At 61.5% G+C, this 21,228-nt stretch carries 16 protein-coding genes; 10 read left to right on the top strand and 6 right to left on the bottom strand.

Going from position 1 to position 21,228, the window contains the following annotated elements:
- Window positions 1-42: 42 nt before the first annotated feature.
- Both HZC36_00410 and HZC36_00405 read right to left on the bottom strand, forming a co-directional pair.
- Window positions 43-1,965 (bottom strand): 1-deoxy-D-xylulose-5-phosphate synthase, encoded by a 1,923-nt coding sequence (locus tag HZC36_00410; protein MBI5705434.1) that lies wholly within the window; start codon window positions 1,963-1,965, stop codon window positions 43-45.
- Window positions 1,966-3,414: 1,449 nt separating this feature from the next.
- A complete protein-coding gene (locus tag HZC36_00405; protein ID MBI5705433.1) occupies window positions 3,415-4,419 on the bottom strand; it encodes an ABC transporter substrate-binding protein in 1,005 nt (334 codons plus the stop codon).
- 377 nt (window positions 4,420-4,796) lie between these two features.
- Here HZC36_00405 and HZC36_00400 point away from each other — a divergent pair, with 377 nt between their 5' ends.
- Window positions 4,797-5,423, top strand: coding sequence for a hypothetical protein (locus HZC36_00400; protein MBI5705432.1), 627 nt, complete (start codon window positions 4,797-4,799; stop codon window positions 5,421-5,423).
- A gap of 117 nt (window positions 5,424-5,540) precedes the next feature.
- Here HZC36_00400 and HZC36_00395 read toward each other — a convergent pair whose 3' ends face one another.
- A complete protein-coding gene (locus tag HZC36_00395; GenBank protein MBI5705431.1) occupies window positions 5,541-6,581 on the bottom strand; it encodes a hypothetical protein in 1,041 nt (346 codons plus the stop codon).
- 326 nt (window positions 6,582-6,907) lie between these two features.
- Between HZC36_00395 and nuoD the strand changes: the two genes are divergently transcribed.
- The 7 genes from nuoD to HZC36_00360 all read left to right on the top strand — a co-directional run bounded on the left by nuoD (window position 6,908) and on the right by HZC36_00360 (window position 14,951).
- Window positions 6,908-8,107: an NADH dehydrogenase (quinone) subunit D gene (gene nuoD / locus HZC36_00390; protein MBI5705430.1), complete on the top strand. Its 1,200-nt coding sequence runs from the start codon at window positions 6,908-6,910 to the stop codon at window positions 8,105-8,107.
- A gap of 40 nt (window positions 8,108-8,147) precedes the next feature.
- Window positions 8,148-8,348, top strand: coding sequence for a type II toxin-antitoxin system VapB family antitoxin (locus HZC36_00385; protein MBI5705429.1), 201 nt, complete (start codon window positions 8,148-8,150; stop codon window positions 8,346-8,348).
- Window positions 8,345-8,743, top strand: coding sequence for a PIN domain-containing protein (locus tag HZC36_00380; protein MBI5705428.1), 399 nt, complete (start codon window positions 8,345-8,347; stop codon window positions 8,741-8,743). The genes HZC36_00385 and HZC36_00380 overlap by 4 nt, the downstream gene beginning before the upstream one ends.
- A 39-nt stretch (window positions 8,744-8,782) precedes the next feature.
- Window positions 8,783-9,937: a TlpA family protein disulfide reductase gene (locus HZC36_00375; protein MBI5705427.1), complete on the top strand. Its 1,155-nt coding sequence runs from the start codon at window positions 8,783-8,785 to the stop codon at window positions 9,935-9,937.
- A gap of 154 nt (window positions 9,938-10,091) precedes the next feature.
- Window positions 10,092-10,832 (top strand): hypothetical protein, encoded by a 741-nt coding sequence (locus HZC36_00370; GenBank protein ID MBI5705426.1) that lies wholly within the window; start codon window positions 10,092-10,094, stop codon window positions 10,830-10,832.
- A gap of 64 nt (window positions 10,833-10,896) precedes the next feature.
- Entirely contained in the window at window positions 10,897-13,815 is a 2,919-nt protein-coding gene (locus tag HZC36_00365; protein ID MBI5705425.1) for a hypothetical protein, read from the top strand.
- Window positions 13,812-14,951 carry a hypothetical protein gene (locus HZC36_00360; protein ID MBI5705424.1) on the top strand — a complete coding sequence of 380 codons (1,140 nt, stop codon included), beginning with the start codon at window positions 13,812-13,814 and terminating at the stop codon, window positions 14,949-14,951. The genes HZC36_00365 and HZC36_00360 overlap by 4 nt, the downstream gene beginning before the upstream one ends.
- 7 nt (window positions 14,952-14,958) lie before the next feature.
- Here the strand turns inward: HZC36_00360 and HZC36_00355 are convergent, their stop codons facing one another.
- Window positions 14,959-17,025 (bottom strand): right-handed parallel beta-helix repeat-containing protein, encoded by a 2,067-nt coding sequence (locus HZC36_00355; protein MBI5705423.1) that lies wholly within the window; start codon window positions 17,023-17,025, stop codon window positions 14,959-14,961.
- A 133-nt stretch (window positions 17,026-17,158) separates the two neighbouring features.
- On the opposite strand from HZC36_00355, the gene HZC36_00350 reads away from it, so the two are divergent.
- Window positions 17,159-18,289, top strand: coding sequence for a hypothetical protein (locus tag HZC36_00350; protein ID MBI5705422.1), 1,131 nt, complete (start codon window positions 17,159-17,161; stop codon window positions 18,287-18,289).
- Here HZC36_00350 and HZC36_00345 read toward each other — a convergent pair.
- Entirely contained in the window at window positions 18,286-18,897 is a 612-nt protein-coding gene (locus tag HZC36_00345; GenBank protein MBI5705421.1) for an NAD(P)H-dependent oxidoreductase subunit E, read from the bottom strand. The two genes, HZC36_00350 and HZC36_00345, sit on opposite strands and share 4 nt — an antisense overlap.
- 186 nt (window positions 18,898-19,083) lie before the next feature.
- Between HZC36_00345 and nuoF the strand changes: the two genes are divergently transcribed.
- Window positions 19,084-20,412 carry an NADH-quinone oxidoreductase subunit NuoF gene (gene nuoF, locus HZC36_00340; protein MBI5705420.1) on the top strand — a complete coding sequence of 443 codons (1,329 nt, stop codon included), beginning with the start codon at window positions 19,084-19,086 and terminating at the stop codon, window positions 20,410-20,412.
- Window positions 20,413-20,425: 13 nt separating this feature from the next.
- On the opposite strand, the gene HZC36_00335 is transcribed toward nuoF, so the two are convergent.
- The gene (locus HZC36_00335) at window positions 20,426-21,190 is read right to left on the bottom strand and encodes a hypothetical protein (GenBank protein MBI5705419.1); all 765 of its coding nucleotides are present in this window, start codon (window positions 21,188-21,190) and stop codon (window positions 20,426-20,428) included.
- Between the last annotated feature and the right edge of the window lie 38 nt (window positions 21,191-21,228).

The following is a 21,228-nucleotide window of genomic DNA, read 5'->3' as shown; positions in this document are numbered from 1 at the left end:
GCAATTTGCCGCAAGCCACCTTTGGTCAACGATCGTGCGGATCTACCTCTGTCCCGAGACAAGCTCCATCGCCGCCTTCACAATCCCATCGACATCCAGACCGCAATCGCGGCGAATCAGGGGTTGCGACCCGTGCTCGACGAACTGGTCCGGAAGCGCCAGGATGCTCATCGGCAACCCGCTTAGGCCCCGTTCTGCCATCCCCTCCCGCACGGCCTCGCCGAAGCCTCCGCGGCGGACGTTTTCCTCGACGACCAACAGGCGGCCTGATTCCTGGGCGCAGGCCACGATCGTATCCAGATCGAGCGGCTTGACGAACCTCGCGTTGACGACCGTCGCGGAGACTCCCTTCTCGGCCAATTCCTGCTCGGCCTTCCACGCCGGACCCACCATCGAGCCGACGGCGAGAATCGTGACCCGATTGCGGATTTCGGATTGCGGGTTGCGGATTGATCCGTCTTCCACCCTTCCACCCGTCCACCCGTCCAGACTCCCCAGCACCTCCGCCTTTCCAAAGACGATCGGCGTTCGGGCCTCGGGTAGGCCCTCATCGCCAGAGCCCCTCGGGTACCGGACCACCAGCGGGCCCTTCTCATAGCCCATCGCGAAGTGCGTCATCTCACGCAGCTCCGTCGTGTCCCTCGGCGCCATCAACACGAGGTTCGGGATCAAGGAAAGAAAGCTCAGGTCGAACGCGCCGTGGTGCGTAGGGCCATCGTCGCCAACCAGGCCGGCACGATCCAGGAAGAACCGAACGGGGAGGTTCTGCAGGCACACGTCGTGCAGCACCTGATCGTAGGCGCGCTGCAAAAAGCTGGAATAGATCGCGCAGAAAGGCTTCAAACCCCCGGCTGCCAAGCCCGCAGCAAAAGTCACCGCGTGCTGCTCCGCGATGCCGGTGTCATAGAATCGCTCCGGGAACTTCTTGGCAAAAGGATTCAGGCCCGTGCCATCGGGCATGGCGGCGGTGATCGCCACAACCTTGGGGTCGCGCTCCGCGCATTCCACCGCGGCATCGCCAAAGACTTGGGTGTAAGAGGGCGGTCCGCCTGGCTTCACCATTTCGGCGGCATCCACGTCGAAGGGGATCACGCCGTGCCACTTGCGGGCATCCTCCTCGGCGACCTCGTAGCCCTTGCCCTTGACCGTAATCGCGTGGACGAACACGGGCCCCTTCACCTCGCGGACGTTGCGGAAGATTTCCAGCATCGTGGGCAGGTCGTGGCCGTCGATGGGTCCAATGTATTCCCAGCCCATCTCCTCGAAGATCGTGCCGGTGTTCTCGGGGGCGAAGTAGTGCGTGAGGCCGTGGCGAAGGCCTGCAGCGACCCTGGGCGCCGGGCCAGGGATACGTTCGATGATCGACTTGGCGCGGTGAGCGAGCGATTGCAGATAGGGCCTCGAGCGAAGGCGCGTGAAGTAATTGGTCAGCGCACCGACGTTCGGGGCGATGGACATGCGATTGTCGTTCAGGACGACGGTCAGGTCGGTGCCGGATTCGCCGCCGTGGTTCAGCGCCTCCCAACTCATGCCAGCGCCGATGCTGGCGTCGCCGGTGATCGCCACTACCCGTTCCTTGGTTCCCATCTGGTCGCGCGCGACGGCAAGTCCGAGCGCCGCAGAGATGGCGGTGCCCGCGTGGCCCGCGCCGAAGACGTCGAGTTCATGCTCCTCGCGCCTGAGGAACCCGCTGATGCCTTTGTACTTGCGCAGGGTCTCGAAGCGCGGAAGGCGCCCGGTGAGCAGTTTGTGCGGGTAGGCCTGATGCCCGGTGTCCCAAACCACCTTGTCCGGCGGGATGGAATAGGCGGCATAGAGGGCGACGGTGAGCTCCACGGTGCCCAGGTTCGAGCTGAGGTGGCCCCCGGTCTTGGAGACCTTGTCCATGATGGCCCGGCGCACTTCGTCCGCGACTTCCTGAAGCTCTTTGACGCTCAAGCCGTGCAGGTCCTTGGGCTGGATGATCTTCTCGAGGTAGGGGTAGAGGGAGGAAGGGGTCTGGGGTGAGGGGTTTGGGGTGAGGGGTTCGGGGTTTGGGGTCTGGGGTGAGGGGGTGTCCTCCCTCGCCCCTTGGGGAGAGGCCGGTGAACGAAGTGAACCGGGTGAGGGGGCGGGACTGTCTCCACCCCTCCCGACTTCGTTCCCCTCACTACGCTCGGCGGGATCTGCGACAACCCGCTCCTTCCCGACCTGTCGGGACTCGGAAGCATTTTCGCTCCGCAAAACCAAGGAGGGGGCTACTTCTTCGCCCTTCGCCTCAGAGTTCAGGGCCGATTGGGTGCGAGGTTGTGTGCCTGGGGTTTCTCCTGTCTCCACGGGTTACCTTTTCCTACGCTTCGAAACAGCGCCGAGTTGTGAATCGTGCCCGGAAGAGGCTATGGGGGCGAGGGCAAGGTTCCGTCCGAGCCGGCAAGATGTAGGAGCGAAGAGCGATAGGCGATACCCCTCATCATAGCCACGGGCTTCGGCCTGCGTCCAAAGGCTTGCCGTAGCCGCAGGTTCCGTGCCTGCGCCCGTGGCGGAGAGTGGGCTTGGAGATGCGCCTCCCTTCTTTCTGCCCTGCTTTCTTCCTATAAGAAAGTGAGGAAGGCGGCAAAAAGAAAATAGGTTCAAACAGGCCTTTCGCTCCATATTCTCGATCTCTTTTCCTTTCTGCCGCCCGCCTCAGTGTATTGGGGGTGCGGTCGGGCACTAACACCTTCGGGAATCTGCTTTCATCTATGAAGGCGACGCCAATTTGGGGCTTGTCCCAAAGCCTGTCGGGAGTCCCTAGTGGGACTCAGTCTGCCTGATGCAGCTATGACTTCAGTTGCCCTTTACGGTGCGTCTGTTCCGCCCGAACCAGGGGTAGTACGCCATATGCACCAAGGCCCAGGCCCAGCGAAAGCCAAAACAGCCGCAGCCAAATGGATTGCTGAAAGTCTGAAATCGTTGCCACAACTAGTCCGATGAGCGCGTAGCTGAAAGCTTTAGGCAATAGAGCCCGATAGCGCCCGCCTTCAAAGGCAGCGAAAGTTGCCCTCAGAAGTGGAAACCCCGCTACAATACTCGCGTGAGTTGTACCGCCAACTGCGCTGTGAATCGCTGCTGAAATTGCCAACGAGGCCGATGCGGCGGCGACCGAAACGCAAGCAAGCGCTAGTAGTGTGGTCCGTCTTGGATGAGCCTTCCCCGGGTCCACATGCTCATGTTAGCACGCCCAACGGTTCTCATCTGGCACCTGCCCACACCCAACACACTGAGGCAGGCGGCAGAATCCCCGGAACCTCCATCCCCCCAAACCCTTCCCCCAATCCCGATCATCGGGACAAGGGAAAGGGGGGGTGACACAGACCGGCGGCCACCTTAATGTCTCCAACATCCGAGCACCTGAGCACTCTAGTGCCCTAATGCCCCAATGCCCAATGCCTCTCCCTAGTACACGCTATCCGGGAAGTAGAAGTCCTTCGCGTTCTCCGGGGTGATCAAGTCGATGTTGATCGTCACGTGCTCCTGCGTCTCGTTCCTTCGCTTGCCGGCCTTCAGCATGTCGACCGCCGTCTTGATGCCTTGCTTGATCATCGAAGGTGGATAGGTGATATCGGCCGGGAACATCGGGTCCTTCTCCATGACGCGCTTGACGATGTCCTTCATGCCCGCGCCGCCGAGCATCCACATCTCCTTGTCGCGGCCGGCTTCCTTGATCGCCTGCTCGGCGCCAAGCGCCATGTCGTCGTCTTGCGCCCACACGGCGTCCACCTTCTTGTGCTTCAGGAGCAGCGCCTGCATCACGTTGTAGGCCTTCTCGCGGTTCCACATGCCGGTCTGGCTGTCCAGAATCTTGATGCCGGGGCTCTTGGCGAACACCTCTTTGGCGGCGTTAACACGGTCAGTATTGACGGTGCAGGGGATGCCTTCGAGCACGAGGATATTGCCCTTGCCGCCCAACTTTTCGACCATATACTCCGCCGACTTTCGGCCGAACTGCTTGTTGTCGCCCTCGAGGAACACGTCGGCGACGGGCTCCAGGAAGCCGCGGTCCACGTTGACCAGCAGGATGCCGGCCTCACGGATCTTCTTGGCGACCGGGGTGATCGGTGCGCTCTCGGTGGCGAGCACCACGATAGCGTCGAGCTTCTTGACGATCATCGTCTCGAGGTCGTTGATCTGGGTCTCGGGCTTGTCGGCGGTCGCGAGCGTGAACTCAACGTCCGGGTACTCCTTCTGAGCCTCTTTGGCCCAATAGATGACGCCCGCGGTCCAGCCGTGGTCAGCCGCCGGGACGCTGATGCCGACGCGGAGCTTCGGTCCGCCTTCGGCGGACTTTCCGTCGCCGGAAGGAGCGGGGTTGTCCGTCGCGCCTCCGCCCGAGCAGCCCGCGAGCAGGCCGAGCGAAAGGACAAGGATCAAAAGAGCGAGGAGAGATGGAATTCGTCGCATGGTGTACCTCTCTGTCTGAGTGTCAGAGAGATTCTACAGCCTTGTGGGAATTCCTGCTATTTGGGGGAGGCGATTCGCGAAGGACGATGGGCGATGGACGATGGGCGATGGGGACGGACAGACCACCTCGCCTCTCGCGAAGGGCTTTTCGCCAACGCCACGCCGTCCCGTTTCACTTCCTCCCTATAGGAGGAGGAGTAGGGAGGAACTTCCCCCTCCCCTCTCCTGCTGCGTTCATTCCTCCGCCCTCTGTGGGTATAGGGATGATCGAAACGGGGACTGGCTGAACGCAATCGATCCTTCCAAAGATACTTGGCAATTGCTGTAAGATGAGGGTGATGCTTGGCGAGTGATCAGGCATCGGGACGAGGACCTCGATGAAGGAACGCGACCAAGGGACTATGGCAGGCGCACCCAAGGGTGCCGGATGGCCGACGGCAATCCCTGGTCTCGGTGTCGTCCTTGCCCTGGACCTACCGCCGCACACAGTCCCGTTCGAGCGGTTCAGGCAAGCGATCTGGGCTTGGCACCGCAAGTTTCTTCTTCAAATGGTGCTTGTGGTTGCGAGCTGTGCCCTCGTGTTTGGATTCTTCCTACGGCCAAACTACGAACTACTCATGGACTGTGTCCGGATGTACTCATTCGTGCTCGCGTACTTCGTTTTCGAGGCTGCCGTCGAGCTCCTGTGGGCGGTGCATTGGGTCCGGCGGCGGGGCGACTTGGAGGTGCAATCCGGCACGATCTCGTCGCTCGAGGCCGAATGGGTGAATGGCAAGGGAGATTTTCGGCGCTATGGCCTGAGGTCACGCGGGTGGCCGTTCGAGTCGAACGGGATCGTGATCATCAGGTTCAGGACCTGGGTGCCGCTACGCTACGAAATGCTCGTGGTTGACCTGAACGCGCTGCCCTCAGACGAATCCCGCGAGGTCTTCCGCAAGATCGTCAGGCTCAAGCCTCCGAAGGGCCGCAAGCGCCACCGCGCAATCGAGCCCGCAGACCGATAGCTTGCGAGGAACATCGTGCGAGTTTCAGGATCGACAGTTGGACGCTTGCTCAGTAGCATTCCTCGCGACCAAAAGCCTCAACATCTGAAGGTGTCGAGGCTTTCGGTCGCTCTTGGACTACTTTCCGCCATCGACCCGGACCGATTTCCACGTTCCGTCGTAGTTCGATAGGAACAGCTTTCCGTGTGCGAGTGCCACGGCGTCCTCAACGGCAGCGTCGGCGATCAAGCTCGACCGAACGAATGCCCTAAGAGGCTTTTCCGACGGAAAGTAGTAAGCGGTCCGCTTGAAGCTTCCTCGTTCACCGACCAACAAACATGCGCCGGCTTCGTCACATGTTATGAACGTGTTGGCTATCGTACTTATTGTCATTCGAACAAACGAGGAACTCTTCTCAGTGACGCGCGCGATGCCAAGCTGGCCAGCCTGACGGCAGAGTAGCCAACTCTCCTTCGCGCTTCCAGCGCAAGTGTGCACACTAACATCCCTGTATGGGAGGACGACAGCTTTGCCCCGATAGGGCACGCGATAGAGCTTTGAATGTCCTTCCGATTGCCTGACGACAAGGGTACAAAACTTGTCCGACGACGTCGCCACTTCATCTTGGACCCAAGACGGCTCTTTGTCAGAGCCTAGAGGCGTCTTGCTTACCACGGAGAGCCTTCTCTGGTGAAGCTGATTGGACCGATCGAAATAGTACAGAGTCCCATCTTCGGCAAGGAACGCGGGCAGAATGCCTCTGGCCATGTAAGAGCGAGCCTTCCAGGTTCGCATGCGTCCGTTGGCGAGTTGCGACACCCAATACTGTTCCTGGAAGCCGTCGCCGGTTCTGCCTTCCAGGAAATAAAGGGTGTTTGCTAGCGCGATGGCCCTTCGAATCGCGCCCACTACCTGGGTTTTCTTCCAACCCTCGCCAGGGCCGAACATGACCCAACTTGGGCGAGATCCTGTTTTGGCGACAAAAATCGTGCTTCCATCCTTTCGTATGCACAGATTGGGCGGCAGGTCCTTTGGGAGCGAGACACTCGGGCCCGAGGGCCAAAGGACATCGAGAGACGAGGCCCCGCGGTTCACTCTCAGCACGGCATCCTGCGTTCGAACCACGTAGTTGAGGTTCGCTGTTGAGAGCAAGAGCGCTGCCGAGAGAAGGTTGAGCATCGGTCCTTCTCTATTTGACCCCATCCCCAATCAGGTCGCTAGGACGGTGCTGCGGTGGCGTTTGGCCGCCGGACTCCAAGACCCGCCCTTCACCCTTTCATCGACTCACCCTTGCCCCATCTCGCGCTGCCGTGTCCCCAACTTCCTCCCCTATATCCACAGAGGGGGGAGGATTGTGGGGACGGCTGCGCTCCGTCCCCTCATCTCCTCATCTCTTCATCTCCAAAGCCTAGTGCCAGGCACGGATGCCTGCGCTCCGTCCCTTCGCCCTTCGCGCGCCGCCCCGCCTCCGGTATCCTGTGAACCAACTCATGCCGAACGTCTTCATGCCCACCACCGAAACCGTGTTTGAGCGACAGGGCGAGAACACGATGATCGTCAACATGGGTCCCCAACACCCCAGCACGCACGGCGTTCTTCGCGTCATTTGCGAACTGGAGGGCGAGGTTATCATCCAGGCGAAATGCCAGATTGGCTACCTGCACTCGGGCATGGAGAAGGAAGCCGAATACCAGCAGTACCTGAAATGCGTGGTCATGACCGACCGCATGGACTATCTGAACGCCAACGGCAACAACCTGGCCTATGCGCTGGCGGTCGAGAAGCTGCTGGGATGTGAGATCCCCAAGCGCGCTCAATACATCCGGGTTATCCTCACCGAACTTAGCCGTATCGCCTCGCATGCCGTATGGCTGGGCACCCACGGGCTGGACCTCGGCGCGATGACCCCGTTCTTCTACATCATGCAGCAGAGGGAGTACATCCTGGACCTTTTCCAGGAGATGAGCGGCGTGCGCATGATGCCGAGCTGGATCGTCCCGGGCGGCCTTCGCGGCGACATGCCCGAGGGCTTCGAGGCCAACCTGCGCAAATTCCTCAAGGGCTTCCTGCCCGACCTCGACGTGGTCGAAGGCCTCTTGGTCGAGAACCCGATCTGGAAAGAGCGCACTTATGACGTGGGTGTGCTCACCGGCGCCCAGGCGCTGGACCTCGGATGTTCCGGCCCGATCGCCAGGGCCAGCGGCGTGGAGTGGGACCTTCGCAAGTCGAACCCCTACAGCAGCTACGAGGACTTCGATTTCAAGATCCCTGTGGGCGATCGCGGCGACGTTTATGACCGGTTCCTAGTCCGCATCGCCGAGATGAAGGAGAGCGTGAAGATCATCCAGCAGGCCATCGACGGCATGCCGGAGGGCGATTTCAGAACCGCCGATAGGAAGATTTCGCCGCCGCCCAAGCCCGAGATCGACGAATCGATGGAGGCGCTGATCCACCACTTCAAGCTCTGGACCGAGGGCTTCCACCCGCCGGTGGGCGAGGCCTACGCGGGCATCGAGGGCAGCAAGGGCGAACTGGGCTTCTACATCATTTCGGATGGCTCAAACCGGCCGTACCGTTTCCACGAGCGGCCCAGCAGCTTCATGAACCTGAAGTCGTTGGAAGTGTTGGCCGTGGGACGACTGATCGCCGACGTGATTGCGATCATCGGCTCGATTGATATCGTGCTGGGCGAGATCGACCGGTAGCGAGTGAGTCGAAGAGAGGGTGATGTGTCACAATTGACACATGGCGAGCAATATCAAATATGATGAAGCGCTGATGGACCAGGCGCTGAAGATAAGTGGCCTCAAGACGAAACGAGAGGTCGTTAACGAAGCGTTGCGAGGATACATTCAGCGAAAGGGTCAGCTCGAGTTCCTCAAACTGAGGGGGACCATCGACATTGATCCCACCTATGACTACAAGGAACAGCGGCGCAGAAGGTGAGTGTCCTCCTCGATACGCCGGTTTGGTCCGAGTTTCTCCAGAGAAGGAGCCCCGTTGAGGCCGTTCAGAACGAAGCGGACGCATTGATCCAAGCTGGAAGCGCCAGAATCATTGGTCCCATTCGGCAAGAAGTGCTGAGCGGGATTCAGAGCTTGGAAAGATTTGAGGTTGTTAGGTCTCAGATCCAGTTTTTTCCTGACGAAGAGCTGACTGCTGAGGACTTCGAGATGGCTGCAATGCACTTCAATCAATGCCGATCCCGGGGCATACAAGGCTCAAACACCGATTTCCTGATTTGTTCGGTGGCAATCGCGCGCGACTTGTCCATCTTCACCCTCGACAAAGACTTCGAGCGTTACGCTGAAGTACTCCCCATAAAGCTTTACAAGTACTGATTGCTTCTGCCGAATGGCTCCGGTAGACTGCCAAGCACCATGAGCCTCATCCTCGCTTCCGCATTGCTGCTCACCGCTCAGGGCAGCGACCTCAAGTTCATCCCCTCCGGCATGACCCGCCTCACGGGCGGTTACTCGCCGATCCGCGCCGATATGTCGGCCAGCGTGGAGGTCGGGCCCAACAGCAAGCACCCGGCGGACCTCAAGGCCCCGATGTACGGCAACCTCAAGTTCGGCGACAAGTCCTGGATGTTCATCCTCGACGAGCCCGAGGGCGGCACTCCCCGGCTCTTCGTGGACGCCAACGCGAACCAGGACTTCACCGACGACCCCGCCATTGCGTGGGCCGGAACGAAGCAAGGCGACTATATGCTGTTCCGCGGCGATGCGAAGCTCTTGATGAACGGGCAGCTTGCTTCTGTGAGCATGTACCGGTTCGACAAGGCCGATCCCTCGCGGGCCGCGTTGAAGAACACGCTTCTTTACTATTCGGACTTCGGCTATGAGGGTAACCTCAAGATCGGCCCGAAGTCCTACCCGGTTCGCTTCGCCGGGACGATTTCCGCTTCGACACGCATTTTCGTGGATCGGAACGGCAACGGCAAGAGCGACGGCCGAGCCGAAAACGTGTCTGTCGGCAAGCCGTTCAACTTCGACGGCGTGACCTATGAGCTTCAGCCAAGGGGCAACGGCCTGGAAGTGGTCAAGTCCACCCAGTCGGTCGACGAGTTCAAGCTCCCGCCCGATCTCAGCGTCGGCGCCAAAGTCCCCTCTTTCGAGGCAGTAGCCACCGACGGAACGAAGATCAGTTTCCCGAAGAGCTATGCGGGCAAGATCGTGATGCTCGACTTCTGGGCGACCTGGTGCGGCCCCTGCATCGCCGAGATGCCGAACGTCATCAAGGCCTATGAGAAGTACCACGACAAGGGCTTCGAGATTCTCGGCATCAGCTTCGACCAGGCCAATGCCGCGAAGAAGCTCGCCGATTTCACGAAGGAGCACAACATGCCCTGGGCGCAGGTCTACGAGGGCAAGTACTGGGATACCGTGATCGGCCGGCAGTTCGGCGTCGAGGCGATCCCGTTCGGCTTGATCGTGGACGGCACCACCGGCAAGGTGCTGGCCAACAGCCCGCGCGGGGCGCAGCTTGAGAAAGCGCTCGAAGCGGCGTTTGCGTCCAAGGGCGGCAAGTAAGGGGCAGGTGCCACCGATGTCGCGGGGGCGTCTCGCCTGCGCGACTCATTCGCAGGCACGGAACCTGCGGCTACAGGCTGTGAACGACAAATCGGGACCATCGGCCCTCGGCCGATGGTCCCGATTGCCGTTTTGGGCATCGCATACTGCCTCTGTGTCCCCTGTTCTGTCTGTGTTGTGTGCCCTCTTGGTGGCGATGCCACCTCAGTCTTCGCGCCTAACAGTCCAAGCTGAAGGGTGCAGCGCCGAACAAGCCCGGGCCTTCACCCAGTACGCCGTCAACGCGGAAAAGCTCATCTCCAAGTTCTTTGGCATCGGGTTCCAGAATCCCGTGACTCTCGTGCTCTGCAAGGACCGAGCGGCGTTCGATGCAGAGCTGAAGCGGCAATGGGGCATGGAGAAGACCGAGCGCTGGATGGTCGGGGCCGCGGGTGCCTCAAAGGCGTTCTTCTTATCGCCCGACGCTTGGGCGAAAGAGGCCGACGAGCACAACCCCAACAACCCGGTCGAGATCGAGCGAATCGTCGCGCATGAGCTGACCCACTCCTTTCACGCTCAAAGCAGCCCGAGCAAGGACCTCGACGGCATGGACGGAATGGCGTGGTTCGTCGAGGGGCTCGCGACCTATGTGTCCGGGCAACTCGACGCGGCGCGGCTTAAAGGGCTCCCCAAACCCAGCGAAAGCTCGTTTCCAAAGAGCCTTGCGGACGTCTGGAAGGGCCGGGCCAGATATGGGCTGGCGGGGTCCTTGGCCAAGTATGTGGACGGCAAGTGGGGGCGCCCGACGCTGCTGAAGCTCTTAACGGCCACCACCAATGAGGCGGCTCTCAAGGTGGTCAGGGTGAGCGATGCCGAACTGATCGAGGGTTGGAAGGCATGGCTAGCGGCCCGGTGATGGCGGCCTGGCAATCCGCTCATAAATGTAAGGATTAGCTTCGGCGCCTTCTTCATTGGGCAAGATGAAGACAATGGTCCCGTTCTGCCTGGCCCTTGTCGTTTCAGCACTGACCTCTGGCCAACCACGGGGCATCATCGTTGCATCGCCGGGCGACACGTTCGCCGAGCGGCTTGCGGCCAAAGAGGTCCGACGATACCTTTATCTCACGACCGGCGAACTGCTTTCGATCGAGCGAAAGACTCATGCCGGGGTGCCTCAAGTGCAGCTCGCCTTGCGCCGCGACCTCGCAGCTGAGAGCTACAACATCGTCTCCACGGGCCCTGAGGCAAAGCGAATGGTGCGTATTGAGGGAGGCAGCCCCTCCGGGCTCCTCTTCGGGGCCTATCGCTTTGCCCATCACCTCGGCGTGCGGTTCGATCTTCACGAGGATGTGGTGCCTGACGCCAAGCGGCCGTTTATTCTCCCGGCCATCTCAGAACGACGAAAACCATTGTTCTCAGTTCGAGGCATCCAGCCGTTCCACGACTTTCCGGAGGGGCCAGACTGGTGGTCTCCAGAGGATTATCGCTCCTATGTCTCACGCCTGCCAAGGCTGGGAATGAACTTCGTGGGGTTCCACTGCTACCCGGAAGGGGGCGTCGGGCCGGAGCCGCTGGTCTGGATCGGGCGAGAGACGGACCTCAACGCCGACAGCTCGATTCGTGCGGCCTACCCTAGCCGCTGGGCCTCGACCAAAGGTGGTGCGTGGGGCTATGGCCGCATGGAGCCCAGCCAGTTCAGCGTAGGTGCATCCTGGCTGTTTCCAGATGGCTATATGCCCGACGCGATGAAAGCCCCCACGCCGGAGGGCATCTTCGAGCGGGCGGCATCGCAAACTCTATGGCCGGCCTTTCATCTGGCGCACCTCCTTGGCGCCAAGGTCTGCGTTGGCACGGAGACACCCCTAACCCTTCCCGCTCAGGTTCGCGAAAGGCTCGTCAGAGAAGGCGGGGACCTCGGACCGGGCACCATTCGAGAGGTGTACCGGGCCATGTTCCGGCGGATCCAAGCCGCTTACCCGGTGGACTACTATTGGCTCTGGACCCCCGAAGACTGGACCTGGGGAGGCAACAAACCGGAGCAATACGCCGCCACCCTCGCCGACATGCGCGCGGCCCTTGGCGCCCTTGAAGACTTGGGCAACCCGTTCCAGTTGGCGACGAGCGGATGGGTGCTGGGACCGGTGAATGATCGCGCCGCGCTCGACAAGGACTTGCCCAAATCCGTCCCTCTCAGCGCCATCAACCGACAAGTGGGGCACGAGCCTATCGATCCTGCGTTTGGCAAGATCAAGGGCCGGCCCACCTGGGCCATTCCCTGGTTGGAGAATGACCCAAATCTCGTGGGGTACCAGCCATGGGTGGGACGGATGCGCGCCGATGCGGCCCAGGCCAGAAACTATGGCTGCACCGGCCTCCTCGGCATCCACTGGCGAACAGCCTCGATCGGAATGAATATCGTGGCGATTGCTGAGGCCGGCTGGGATCAATCCTGGGCTAAGAGGATCGTAGCTGCCGAACCGCAGCAAGGGGCACTGGGCGGCAACGTGGCGTCGTTCACGGCCCCGGTTGAGGACACCGACCAAGACGCGGTCTACCAGACCGTGCGGTACGACGTTGCCGGCTACCGCTTCAAGGTTCCGAAAGGAATCTACAAGGTCACGCTCAAATTTAGCGAGCCACACTATGGGGAGCCCGGAAAGCGCGTCTTCGGCGCCGATATCCAGGGTGTGCCTTTGGTGAGGGGCTTGGACCTCGTGGCACGGGTCGGCAAGAACCATGCGCTCGACCTCTCCATGGCAAAGGTCATCGTCAAAGACGGCTGGTTGAAGGTTGACTTCATTAAGGAAGTTGAGTACCCGTGTATCGCGGGAATCGAAGTCGTATCGGAGCCTACTTCGTCCGGCAAAGGCAGAACGTCACCGTTCGCTCTTCGCATCAACTGCGGCGGGCCGAAATGGGGCGGCTTTAATGCCGACATGGAGTCCTCGGCCGCCGGGCGGGCTCGAACCGCGCCCGTTGCAGACCTCTACCGAGACTGGGCGGCCGCTCGATTTGGGCCAGAGGCGGGCAAAGAAATCGGCGCAGTTTTTGCTTCGCTCGACGGAGTTGCCTTTCCGCAGTTGTCGGACTGGATTGAGGGGCCCGGCGGCTTGCCTTCCGTTTCGGGGCTGTGGGAACAGGAGCGCCGAGCGTTCGACTTCTTGCCACGGCTTGAAAAGCTTCGCCCAAAGGTTCGGGGAGCGGGACATCGAGCCAGACTCGATGTTTGGCTTGAACGATTCCGCTCTTACCGCGCGATGCGGGAATTGACCTGTCTGCGTGGCAGGCTCGACCGCTCCGTGGCAGTGATGAAAGGTGCCGCTCCGGCGGCGCGCGCGAGCCTTGCCGGCAAATGCCAAGGGATTCGCGTAAGCATGGCAAGGCTGTGGGAAGCGATGCTGACGCACCAGATCGCATCGATTGAGACGCCGGGCGAAATGGGCACGATCGCCAATCTTGAGATGCACACCCGGGTGCATAACCGGTTCCTTTCGGTTCATGATGCAGAGATCGAGGCCGCGCTGAGCCACCCTCTTCCGACTTCCGCCTTTCCTCGCACCGACCGGGGTTACCAAGGCTCCGAACGGCTCTTCATGCCCACGCACAACGATCTTGACGCCGGCAGCCTCGACACTTACACGTTCTTTGCCCTCACGCAAGCGCCACTCAAACAAGCTGTTGTGTGGTGCCGGCCCATGGGGTCGCGCGAGCCGCCGGTCCGCATCCTACCAACCCACAAGGGCGGCTTTCGATGGGAGTTCCGGCTTCCTGCCGGGGAACAGGACATGGAGTTCTGGATCGGGGCAGTAAAGGCCGATGGCAAAACTCTGCGCTATCCGGCGGACCCCCATCAAATGTGTACCGTCCTTTCGATCTTGCCAAGGGATGGACAACGATGAACAGCCGCGAACGCGTGCGGCGAGCCATCCGGTTTGAGTGCCCGGACCGGATTCCCTTTCAACACGCCATCTTCCCCGGCGCTCTCAAACGGCACGGCCAAGCCCTTCTCGAGCTCGTCGCCGAGTTCCCCGACGATTTTGGGAACACGGCGATCATTGGGGGAGAGAAGGGACAAAGGGACCGGGGGACGGAGGGACAAGGGGACGGGCGGCCGGGGGAGGGCGCAAGCCAAGTGGAGTGGTATCGCGACGCTTGGGGGTCCAAGTGGCTGCGGCTGGAGGGCTACACCGCCGGTGAGGTGGTCGAGCCGGGACTGCCGGATTGGGCGGACTTGGGCCGCTACGAGTTCCCTCCCAACACGTCCAAGGACGCTCTCGAGGACTGGGGCAGGCGCCTTACCGACAGCCACGAGCATTGGGTGAACGGAGGAGGAGGGGCGCTCTTTGAGCAGCTCCAGTGGATCCGGGGCCCCGAGAATCTATACATGGACTTCGCCGAAGATCGGCCCGAGCTTCATATCCTGGCAGACCGGTTGGTCGCGTATTTCCTCGCCGAGATTGACGGCGCGATCGGCGCGGGAGTGGACGGCATCGGTTTCGCCGATGATTGGGGCAGCCAGCGCGCGCTTCTCATCAGCCCGCAGCAATGGCGCAGCTTCTTCAAACCCCGCTATGCACGGCTCTTTGAAAGGGCGCGCGAGGCTGGCAAGCCGGTGTTCTTCCACACCGACGGCTGGACGCTTGACATCCTTCCGGACCTGATCGAGGTCGGAGTTGACGTGCTGAACCCACAGCACGCCCTGATGGGGGAAGACCGTGTGGCTGAGATGATTGGGCGAGAGCGTTCCCCAATCGCTCCAGAGCGGACCGAACGTCCGCGCTCCGTTGCTTCCCAGTCCTCCTCGCCCTTCGCACTTCGCCCTTCGCCAGGGGTCGCCATCCGCTCCGACCTCGACCGCCAGCACATCATCCCGCATGGCACACGCGCGGAGATCCGTGCCCACGTGAAGGCGGTGGTAGAGGCATTCGCCACACCGGCGGGTGGTCTCATCCTTCACGGCGAGATCGGCCAAGACGTGCCACTCGACAACATGCGCTGGATGCTTGAGGCGATTCGAGACTACGGCGAAGCTTGAGCCAAATCTACTTCGCCAGACCAAACAACGGGCCCTTTCGCTCGGGCAGCATCTTCCGGTAGCGATCGAGCTTTAGACCAGGCTTTTCGCGCTGGACAACGGACGCCATCAGGGACGCGAACGGTGAGTTTGCCCGGATTCGGTAGTCCCCTTTCGCCGGATTCACGAACCCCGGATCGCCATCGGAGGCATTGCCGGAGAGAACCAGGTCCTTCTCCTTGACGTTGTCGAGGAGGTCCAGCCAGCGTCCCCCGAACCGGATGTTGTTCTCGATAGCGTTTCCTTTGGGCCAGGCGGGATCGTCCTGCAGGATCGTTTTGAGGGGCGGGTAGCGCTCGGCATAGAGCCCCTGCGTGCCGTTCATCGCCCGCAATCGGTCGAAGAGCGTGTTGTCCTTTCCATCGAAGTAAGAGGAGGCCCAACCCTTGCCCCGCGCGTCCACGTGGATCGCAGGCGAGCAGTCGATGAAGAGGTTTTCGCGAACCGTGTTGTCGCGCCCTCCGCCGATCATCACCCCCCTCCCTGCCCTATAAAAGACATTGCCTTGCACAAGCGTTCCCGACAGCCAGTCGTCGAGATAGACCGCGTTCACGTCGCCCCTGCCGAGGTCGTGGAAGTAGTTGCCGATCACGCGGTTGCCTCGGTGCGTCCAGTCACGCCCCATGTAGTAAGCCCCTGCGTCGTGGGTCTCCATACAGACCCGGGCGATCTCATTGCCTTCGATCAGGTGGTCGTTTCCGCCGCCCAGGATCGCGCTATGCGGCAGGTCCTCGATGAGGTTGTGCGATATGGTGTTGCCCACGCCGTCCAAGCGGATGCCCGGATAGTAGGTGTAGCAGGTCCGCTGGCATCGGAAGATGTGGTTGTTTTCGACGACGTTATTTCCTGGCTGAAGCGTCTTCCGATCGCCGCCGCTCAGCTCAATGCCGCACTCGCCGACGTCGTAGATATCGCAGGAAGACACCCGGCAGCTGGTACCGGAAACCGACACGGCACTGTTGCCGAAATCTCGGAAAGTACAGCCTTCGACGATAATGCCTGTTCCTCCCTGGACCGTTATGCCCCCTGCCCTGCCACCTTCAAACGTGATGCCCCGGAACGCCACATGCGAAGCGCCCTTTACGTCGACAAGCGGCTTCTCCAGCATGGACACCTCACAGGAACCCTCAGCGAGCGGCGCAGGCGGCCAGAAGTAGAGGAGGCCGTTCTCTCGGTCCACGAAGTACTCACCGGGCGAATCCAGTTCTTCGAAGACGTTGAGGAAGAAGTAGCGAGCGCCCTTCTTGTAGCCGTACACCCCGTGCGGTTCTTCGGTTCTGACCTCCCTTGTCAGCGCGTCCAAGCTGATGACGTGTTCCTGGCTGTCGGCCCAATCCCACGTCCAGTAGCCGTGGACCCAAATGTCATCCGAGGCTTCCCATCGAGCGGGTCGCACGCCCTCAAAGCTAAACTTGCCGCCCTGAGGGCCCGCAGGCACATCGGCGATATGGGTCCACTGCCCCTTGTTCGGCCATCGGGCAAGCTCCATGGGCTGGCCTTTGAAGGTGAGTTCCAGCGGGGCGGGGCGCACGGGCACGCCGAACCCCCGGCGTTTGAGCGATCCAAAGTCGGTGATCCCTTGGGCTTTCAGATCGGCGACGAATACCTGGCCCTTGGCGAGCGGCGAGATCCTCTTGAGCGTTGCGGGATCGCTCACAGGCTTCCAAACGGCCACCGGTAAGCTGCCGTTGATCGTGGGCTTTTCGCTCCGATAGGCCTCGAAGCGCACCGGCGCCGTGGCGCTTCCCCACCCTGGCCCGACGAACCTTAGCGTGTCAGTCAGCCGGTGCTCGCCTTCGCGCAGCCAGACCACGATCTCCTTACCGCGCGTTCGGATGTCGATCTCCGCGATCGTCCGCCTGGCGCGCTCAACGGTTCGGAACGGCCCATCGGTCTTGGCAGCGTTCGGCGAGTTCAGCTTGCCGCTCCAGCTATCGTCGCCCTGTGGCGAGACGTAGTATTCGACAGGCGTCTGGCTCGGGCCCGCCAAAAGTCGGGCGAGACCCAAAGACGCCGAGACCAAGACCATCAACATCGGAATTCCACCTCGTGGCAGCACACTCAGTATTCCTTACCGGCCAGGGAGGCCAGCTCAGACCACTGTCAAAATGCCTCCGTCCCGATGATCGGGATGGAGTCTGTCATTGCGATGAGGGAACCTTTAGGCGATGAGTGCCATCACCCATAAGTTCGACCTTTCACGCTACGCCGAAGCCATCGAGGCTTCCAAGCTCCGACTGGCCGCAGCCAGGCGTTTTGAAGAGCCAGACCGGGTGCCCATCCTGCTGGCGATGGGAGGAAGCTTCTTCTGCAAGCAGCTCGGCATCAACGTCCGCGACTTCTTCAAGGACGCCTACGGCTCGCTGGACCTCCAAATCGAGGTGCAGCTTCACGGCCTTTACTGGTGCTTCGAGGAGCTTCAGGATGACCGCACCGGGGCGAGCCTGGGCATCGATTTTGGGCCGATCGGTGAGGCCATCGCCTTCGACTTGCCGGTGGACTACCCAGACGACACCTCGCCCTGGATCCTGCGCACGATGAGCCTCGAAGAGGCCGAAGCGAAGCTCAGAGTCATCGAACCGGAAGATAACCCGAGGGTGCAGGAGGTCTACCGTCAGGTGGACCGTCTTAAGGAGAAGGCTGACAAGCTCGGACTCGGGCTCCCAACAGGAGGGGGCGTGGGGATCCACCCACCGTTGTCTGCTGCGTGCGGGTTCCTCGACGTCGAGGAGATCATGCTGGCGCTCCACGACGACCCGATGCTGGTGCACCAGGTCTTCGAAAAGATGTTCCTCATGTTCATCAAGCTCAAGGACTACCACGATCGGCGCTATGGGGTGCGCTCGACGGGCCTGGGGCTCTGCGACGACCATTCGGCGTTCATTTCCGACGCCCTCTATCGCCAGCACGTCATGCCCTACAACATGGCGCTTTATGGGCGGTATGGCAGCAAGGACCGCTACCTTCATGCCGACGGGCCGAACGACCACCACTTTGCCACCTATGCCGACGTGATGAAACTGACCAGCATGGACATGGGCGGATTCTCACAGATCGAGAACGCCAAGCGCGACCTCGGGGGCAAAGTGTTCTTCAGCGGCGGCCTGAACTGCAAGGACCTATATGGCGACTTCGCCTCGGCGAAGCCGGCGATCGACCACGCGCTCTCGGTCGGGATGCCCGGGGGCGGCTACGCGCTGGCGATCGGGGGCGAAACTTACGCGGGTGTGAATCCGGACACCCTCTGCAAGGCCGTGGCCTACGCGAAAGAGGCGGGCCGGTATGGAAAGGGTGATTAGGCCCGTTCGGTCGCCTTCAGGTGGCAGGTCACAATGGCGTCGGCCAGCTTGCGGGTGGTGGGTTCTTTGGACCTTCTCAGGTCCTCTAGCAGCGCGTCGACCTTGGCTTCGTCGAGCGGGCCGAAGTACTCGTCACCCACCTGCATCAGCGGCGCACGGTCGCAGGCGTCCAAGCACTCGACCTCTTCCAGCGTGAACTCGCCGTCGGCTGTCGTTTCGCCGTACTCGACCCCGAGCTTCTTCTTGAGGTAGTCCCCCAGCTTATACGCGCCACAAGTGGCGCAGGTAAGACAAGTACACACCTCAAGCTTGTGGCGGCCAGGTTTGTGCTTGTCATACATCGTGTAGAACGTCGCAACGCCTTCGACTTCGGCGTAGGCGCGGCTCAGCCGGTAGGCGACTTCGGCGATGGCGCCCTCGCAGCACCAGCCCCATTCGCGCTGGGCAATCCACAGGCCAGGCAGGATCAGGCTCTTGAGGTCGGGATAATGGCTCTTCAGCGCTTCCAGCTCTTTGACAGCCTTGTCGGAGAAGCGGAGTTCCACCTCCTCGCGCTTGGGAATCCGTGGCCGCGACTCGGCCGAACCTACGTGAAGGTGCTCGCTCACGGAGCGATTCTACCTTTTGGGGTTTGGGGGAGGTGTCATCCCGAGCGCAGCGAGGGATCTGTTTGGACCTACTCCGAGTTGGGAGGTCACCCTACCATCGACGGGCCCCTTCCGATCAGATCCCTCGCTGCGCTCGGGATGACACACGCCCCGTTTCCCGCCCCTTCGGTAAACTGCCACGCAGCCATGGCTGAGATGAAGCTCCTTCTCGAACACGCGGGCGATCCCGCCACCTGCACGCTCAAGGGGTACGAGAAGGTCGGCGGCTACAAGGCGATCCGCAAAGCCTTGAAAATGGACCGCCAGGCCGTCATCGACGAGGTAAAAGCTTCTGGGCTCAGAGGCCGTGGCGGCGCCGGATTCCCCGCCTGGATCAAGTGGAACGGCCTTCCCAAGGAGAAGACCAAGCCCCACTACGTGCTCTGCAACGCCGACGAGGGCGAGCCCGGCACCTTTAAAGACAAGCAGCTCATGGAGCAGTGCCCGCACCAACTGGTCGAGGGCATGATGCTGGCGGGCTACGCGACCCAGGCCGACATGGGCTTCATCTACATCCGCGGCGAGTTCGTGGACGCCGCTCGCGCGCTGCGCAAAGCGATCGACGAGGCCTACGAAGCCGGCTATCTTGGTAAGAACATCTTCGGCTCGGGTGTGAACTATGAGCTGCACCTGCATATGGGTGCGGGCAGCTACGAGTGCGGCGAGGAATCGGCGATGATGTCGAGCCTCATGGGCGAACGCGGCATGCCCAGGCTCAAGTTCCCCCACGCGCCGCTGCCGACGGTCGCGGGGCTGTGGGACTGCCCCACGCTCATCAACAACGTCGAGACGATCTCCTGCGCTCCGCACATCATCAATCGAGGCGGCGCGTGGTATGCGACGCTCGGCGCAACCACCAAGAACTCGCGTGGCACCAAGGTCTTCTCGGTTTCAGGGCACGTCAACAAGCCCGGCAACTACGAGATCGAGTTTGGGACAACCTTGATGGAACTCCTGGAGCTAGCCGGAGGCATGAAAGGCGGCGAACTCAAGGCCTGCGTGCCAGGTGGCAGTTCGGTGCCGATCATCGACGCGGAGATGTGCAGCCGCGCGGTCATCGGGTACGAGGAAATGGCCGAGGTCAAGTCGATGGTCGGTTCGGGCGGATGCATGTTCCTGAACGACAAGACCTGCATCGTGAACTACATCTGGCGGACTTCCCTTTTCTATGCGCGGGAAAGCTGCGGCAAATGCACTCCGTGCCGCGAGGGCACAAAGTGGCTGGAGCAGATCCTGGACCGCATCCGCAGCGGGCACGGCCAAGAGGGCGATATCGAGCTCCTGCTTCAGGTCTGCAGCCAGATCGACGGGCGGTCGTTCTGCGGTCTCGGCGATGCGGCGGCTTGGCCGGTGCAGGGCGCGATCCGCGTGTTCCGCGAAGAGTTCGAGCACTACATCAAAACGGGCCGGAGTATCGTCACAGACGCCGAAGGGCTCTCGATGTGGCCCGAACCGGCGATCGCAGTGGGCGGGTAAGTCGGTTCGCCACCTACAACTCCTCCCTGATCCGGTCGTATTCGTCATCGGCGGCTGAGAGCATTTTCAGTTCGCCGATTACCCGCCGCAGGTCGCTCGAAGCGTCGCCCGAGGAGATGCCGGTGCGCTTGGCCAGCTTCTCGGCCATCTTCGAAGCCTCGTCCGCCATCTGGCGCATGTCTTCCAAGAGGTGCGGCGCCGGACCGGTCTCTCGCGAGGGCACAGCGCCATTGCCGCACAGCAGCACCAGCCGCGCCATTGCCGCATCCATGGACCTTAAGCCTGAATCCCGCGCCTGGCGCCAAGGCGAATCGGCACTTGTCGCCTTGATCACCGAGGAATCCAGCGCCGTCTTGCACCGGAACCACTGCTTGGCACCCTCATTCAGCAGATAGACCGCCTCTTCGCCCAGCACCTCGTGGAGCTTCTGAGTGATCCGCGCCATCCAGAGCCGCTGGATCACCCCGCGCGCCTCACCGCGCAGCCGGGCCGTGGATTTCTCCTCCTCAGAACGCGCCAAGAAGTACCAGCGCAGGGTGAAGATGGTGACGATTGTGGCCGGCGCAATGATGAGGGGAATATAAGCGGCAGGGACCTGTAGCCCCCCGACCAACCCGCCGATGGCCCCGCCGGTCATGCCCCAAGTACTGCCAAGGATGGCTCCGAGCCAGGCTCCCTTTTGGTCGGCAACCCGGTGCTGTTCCTGGTCCATCCAGGCATAAAAGCTCTCCAGGCCCTGCTCCGGCTTGCCAAACACCCATGACCAATGCCCATGCACGACCCTAATGTACACCCTGCACGCGCCGAACGCCTGGG

The organism is Armatimonadota bacterium, assembly GCA_016223145.1.
In the GTDB taxonomy this organism is placed as follows: Bacteria; Armatimonadota; Fimbriimonadia; order Fimbriimonadales; family Fimbriimonadaceae; genus Nitrosymbiomonas.
Note: the sequence above shows the minus strand (reverse complement) of the source record. Positions and strands in the feature narration are given on the sequence as shown.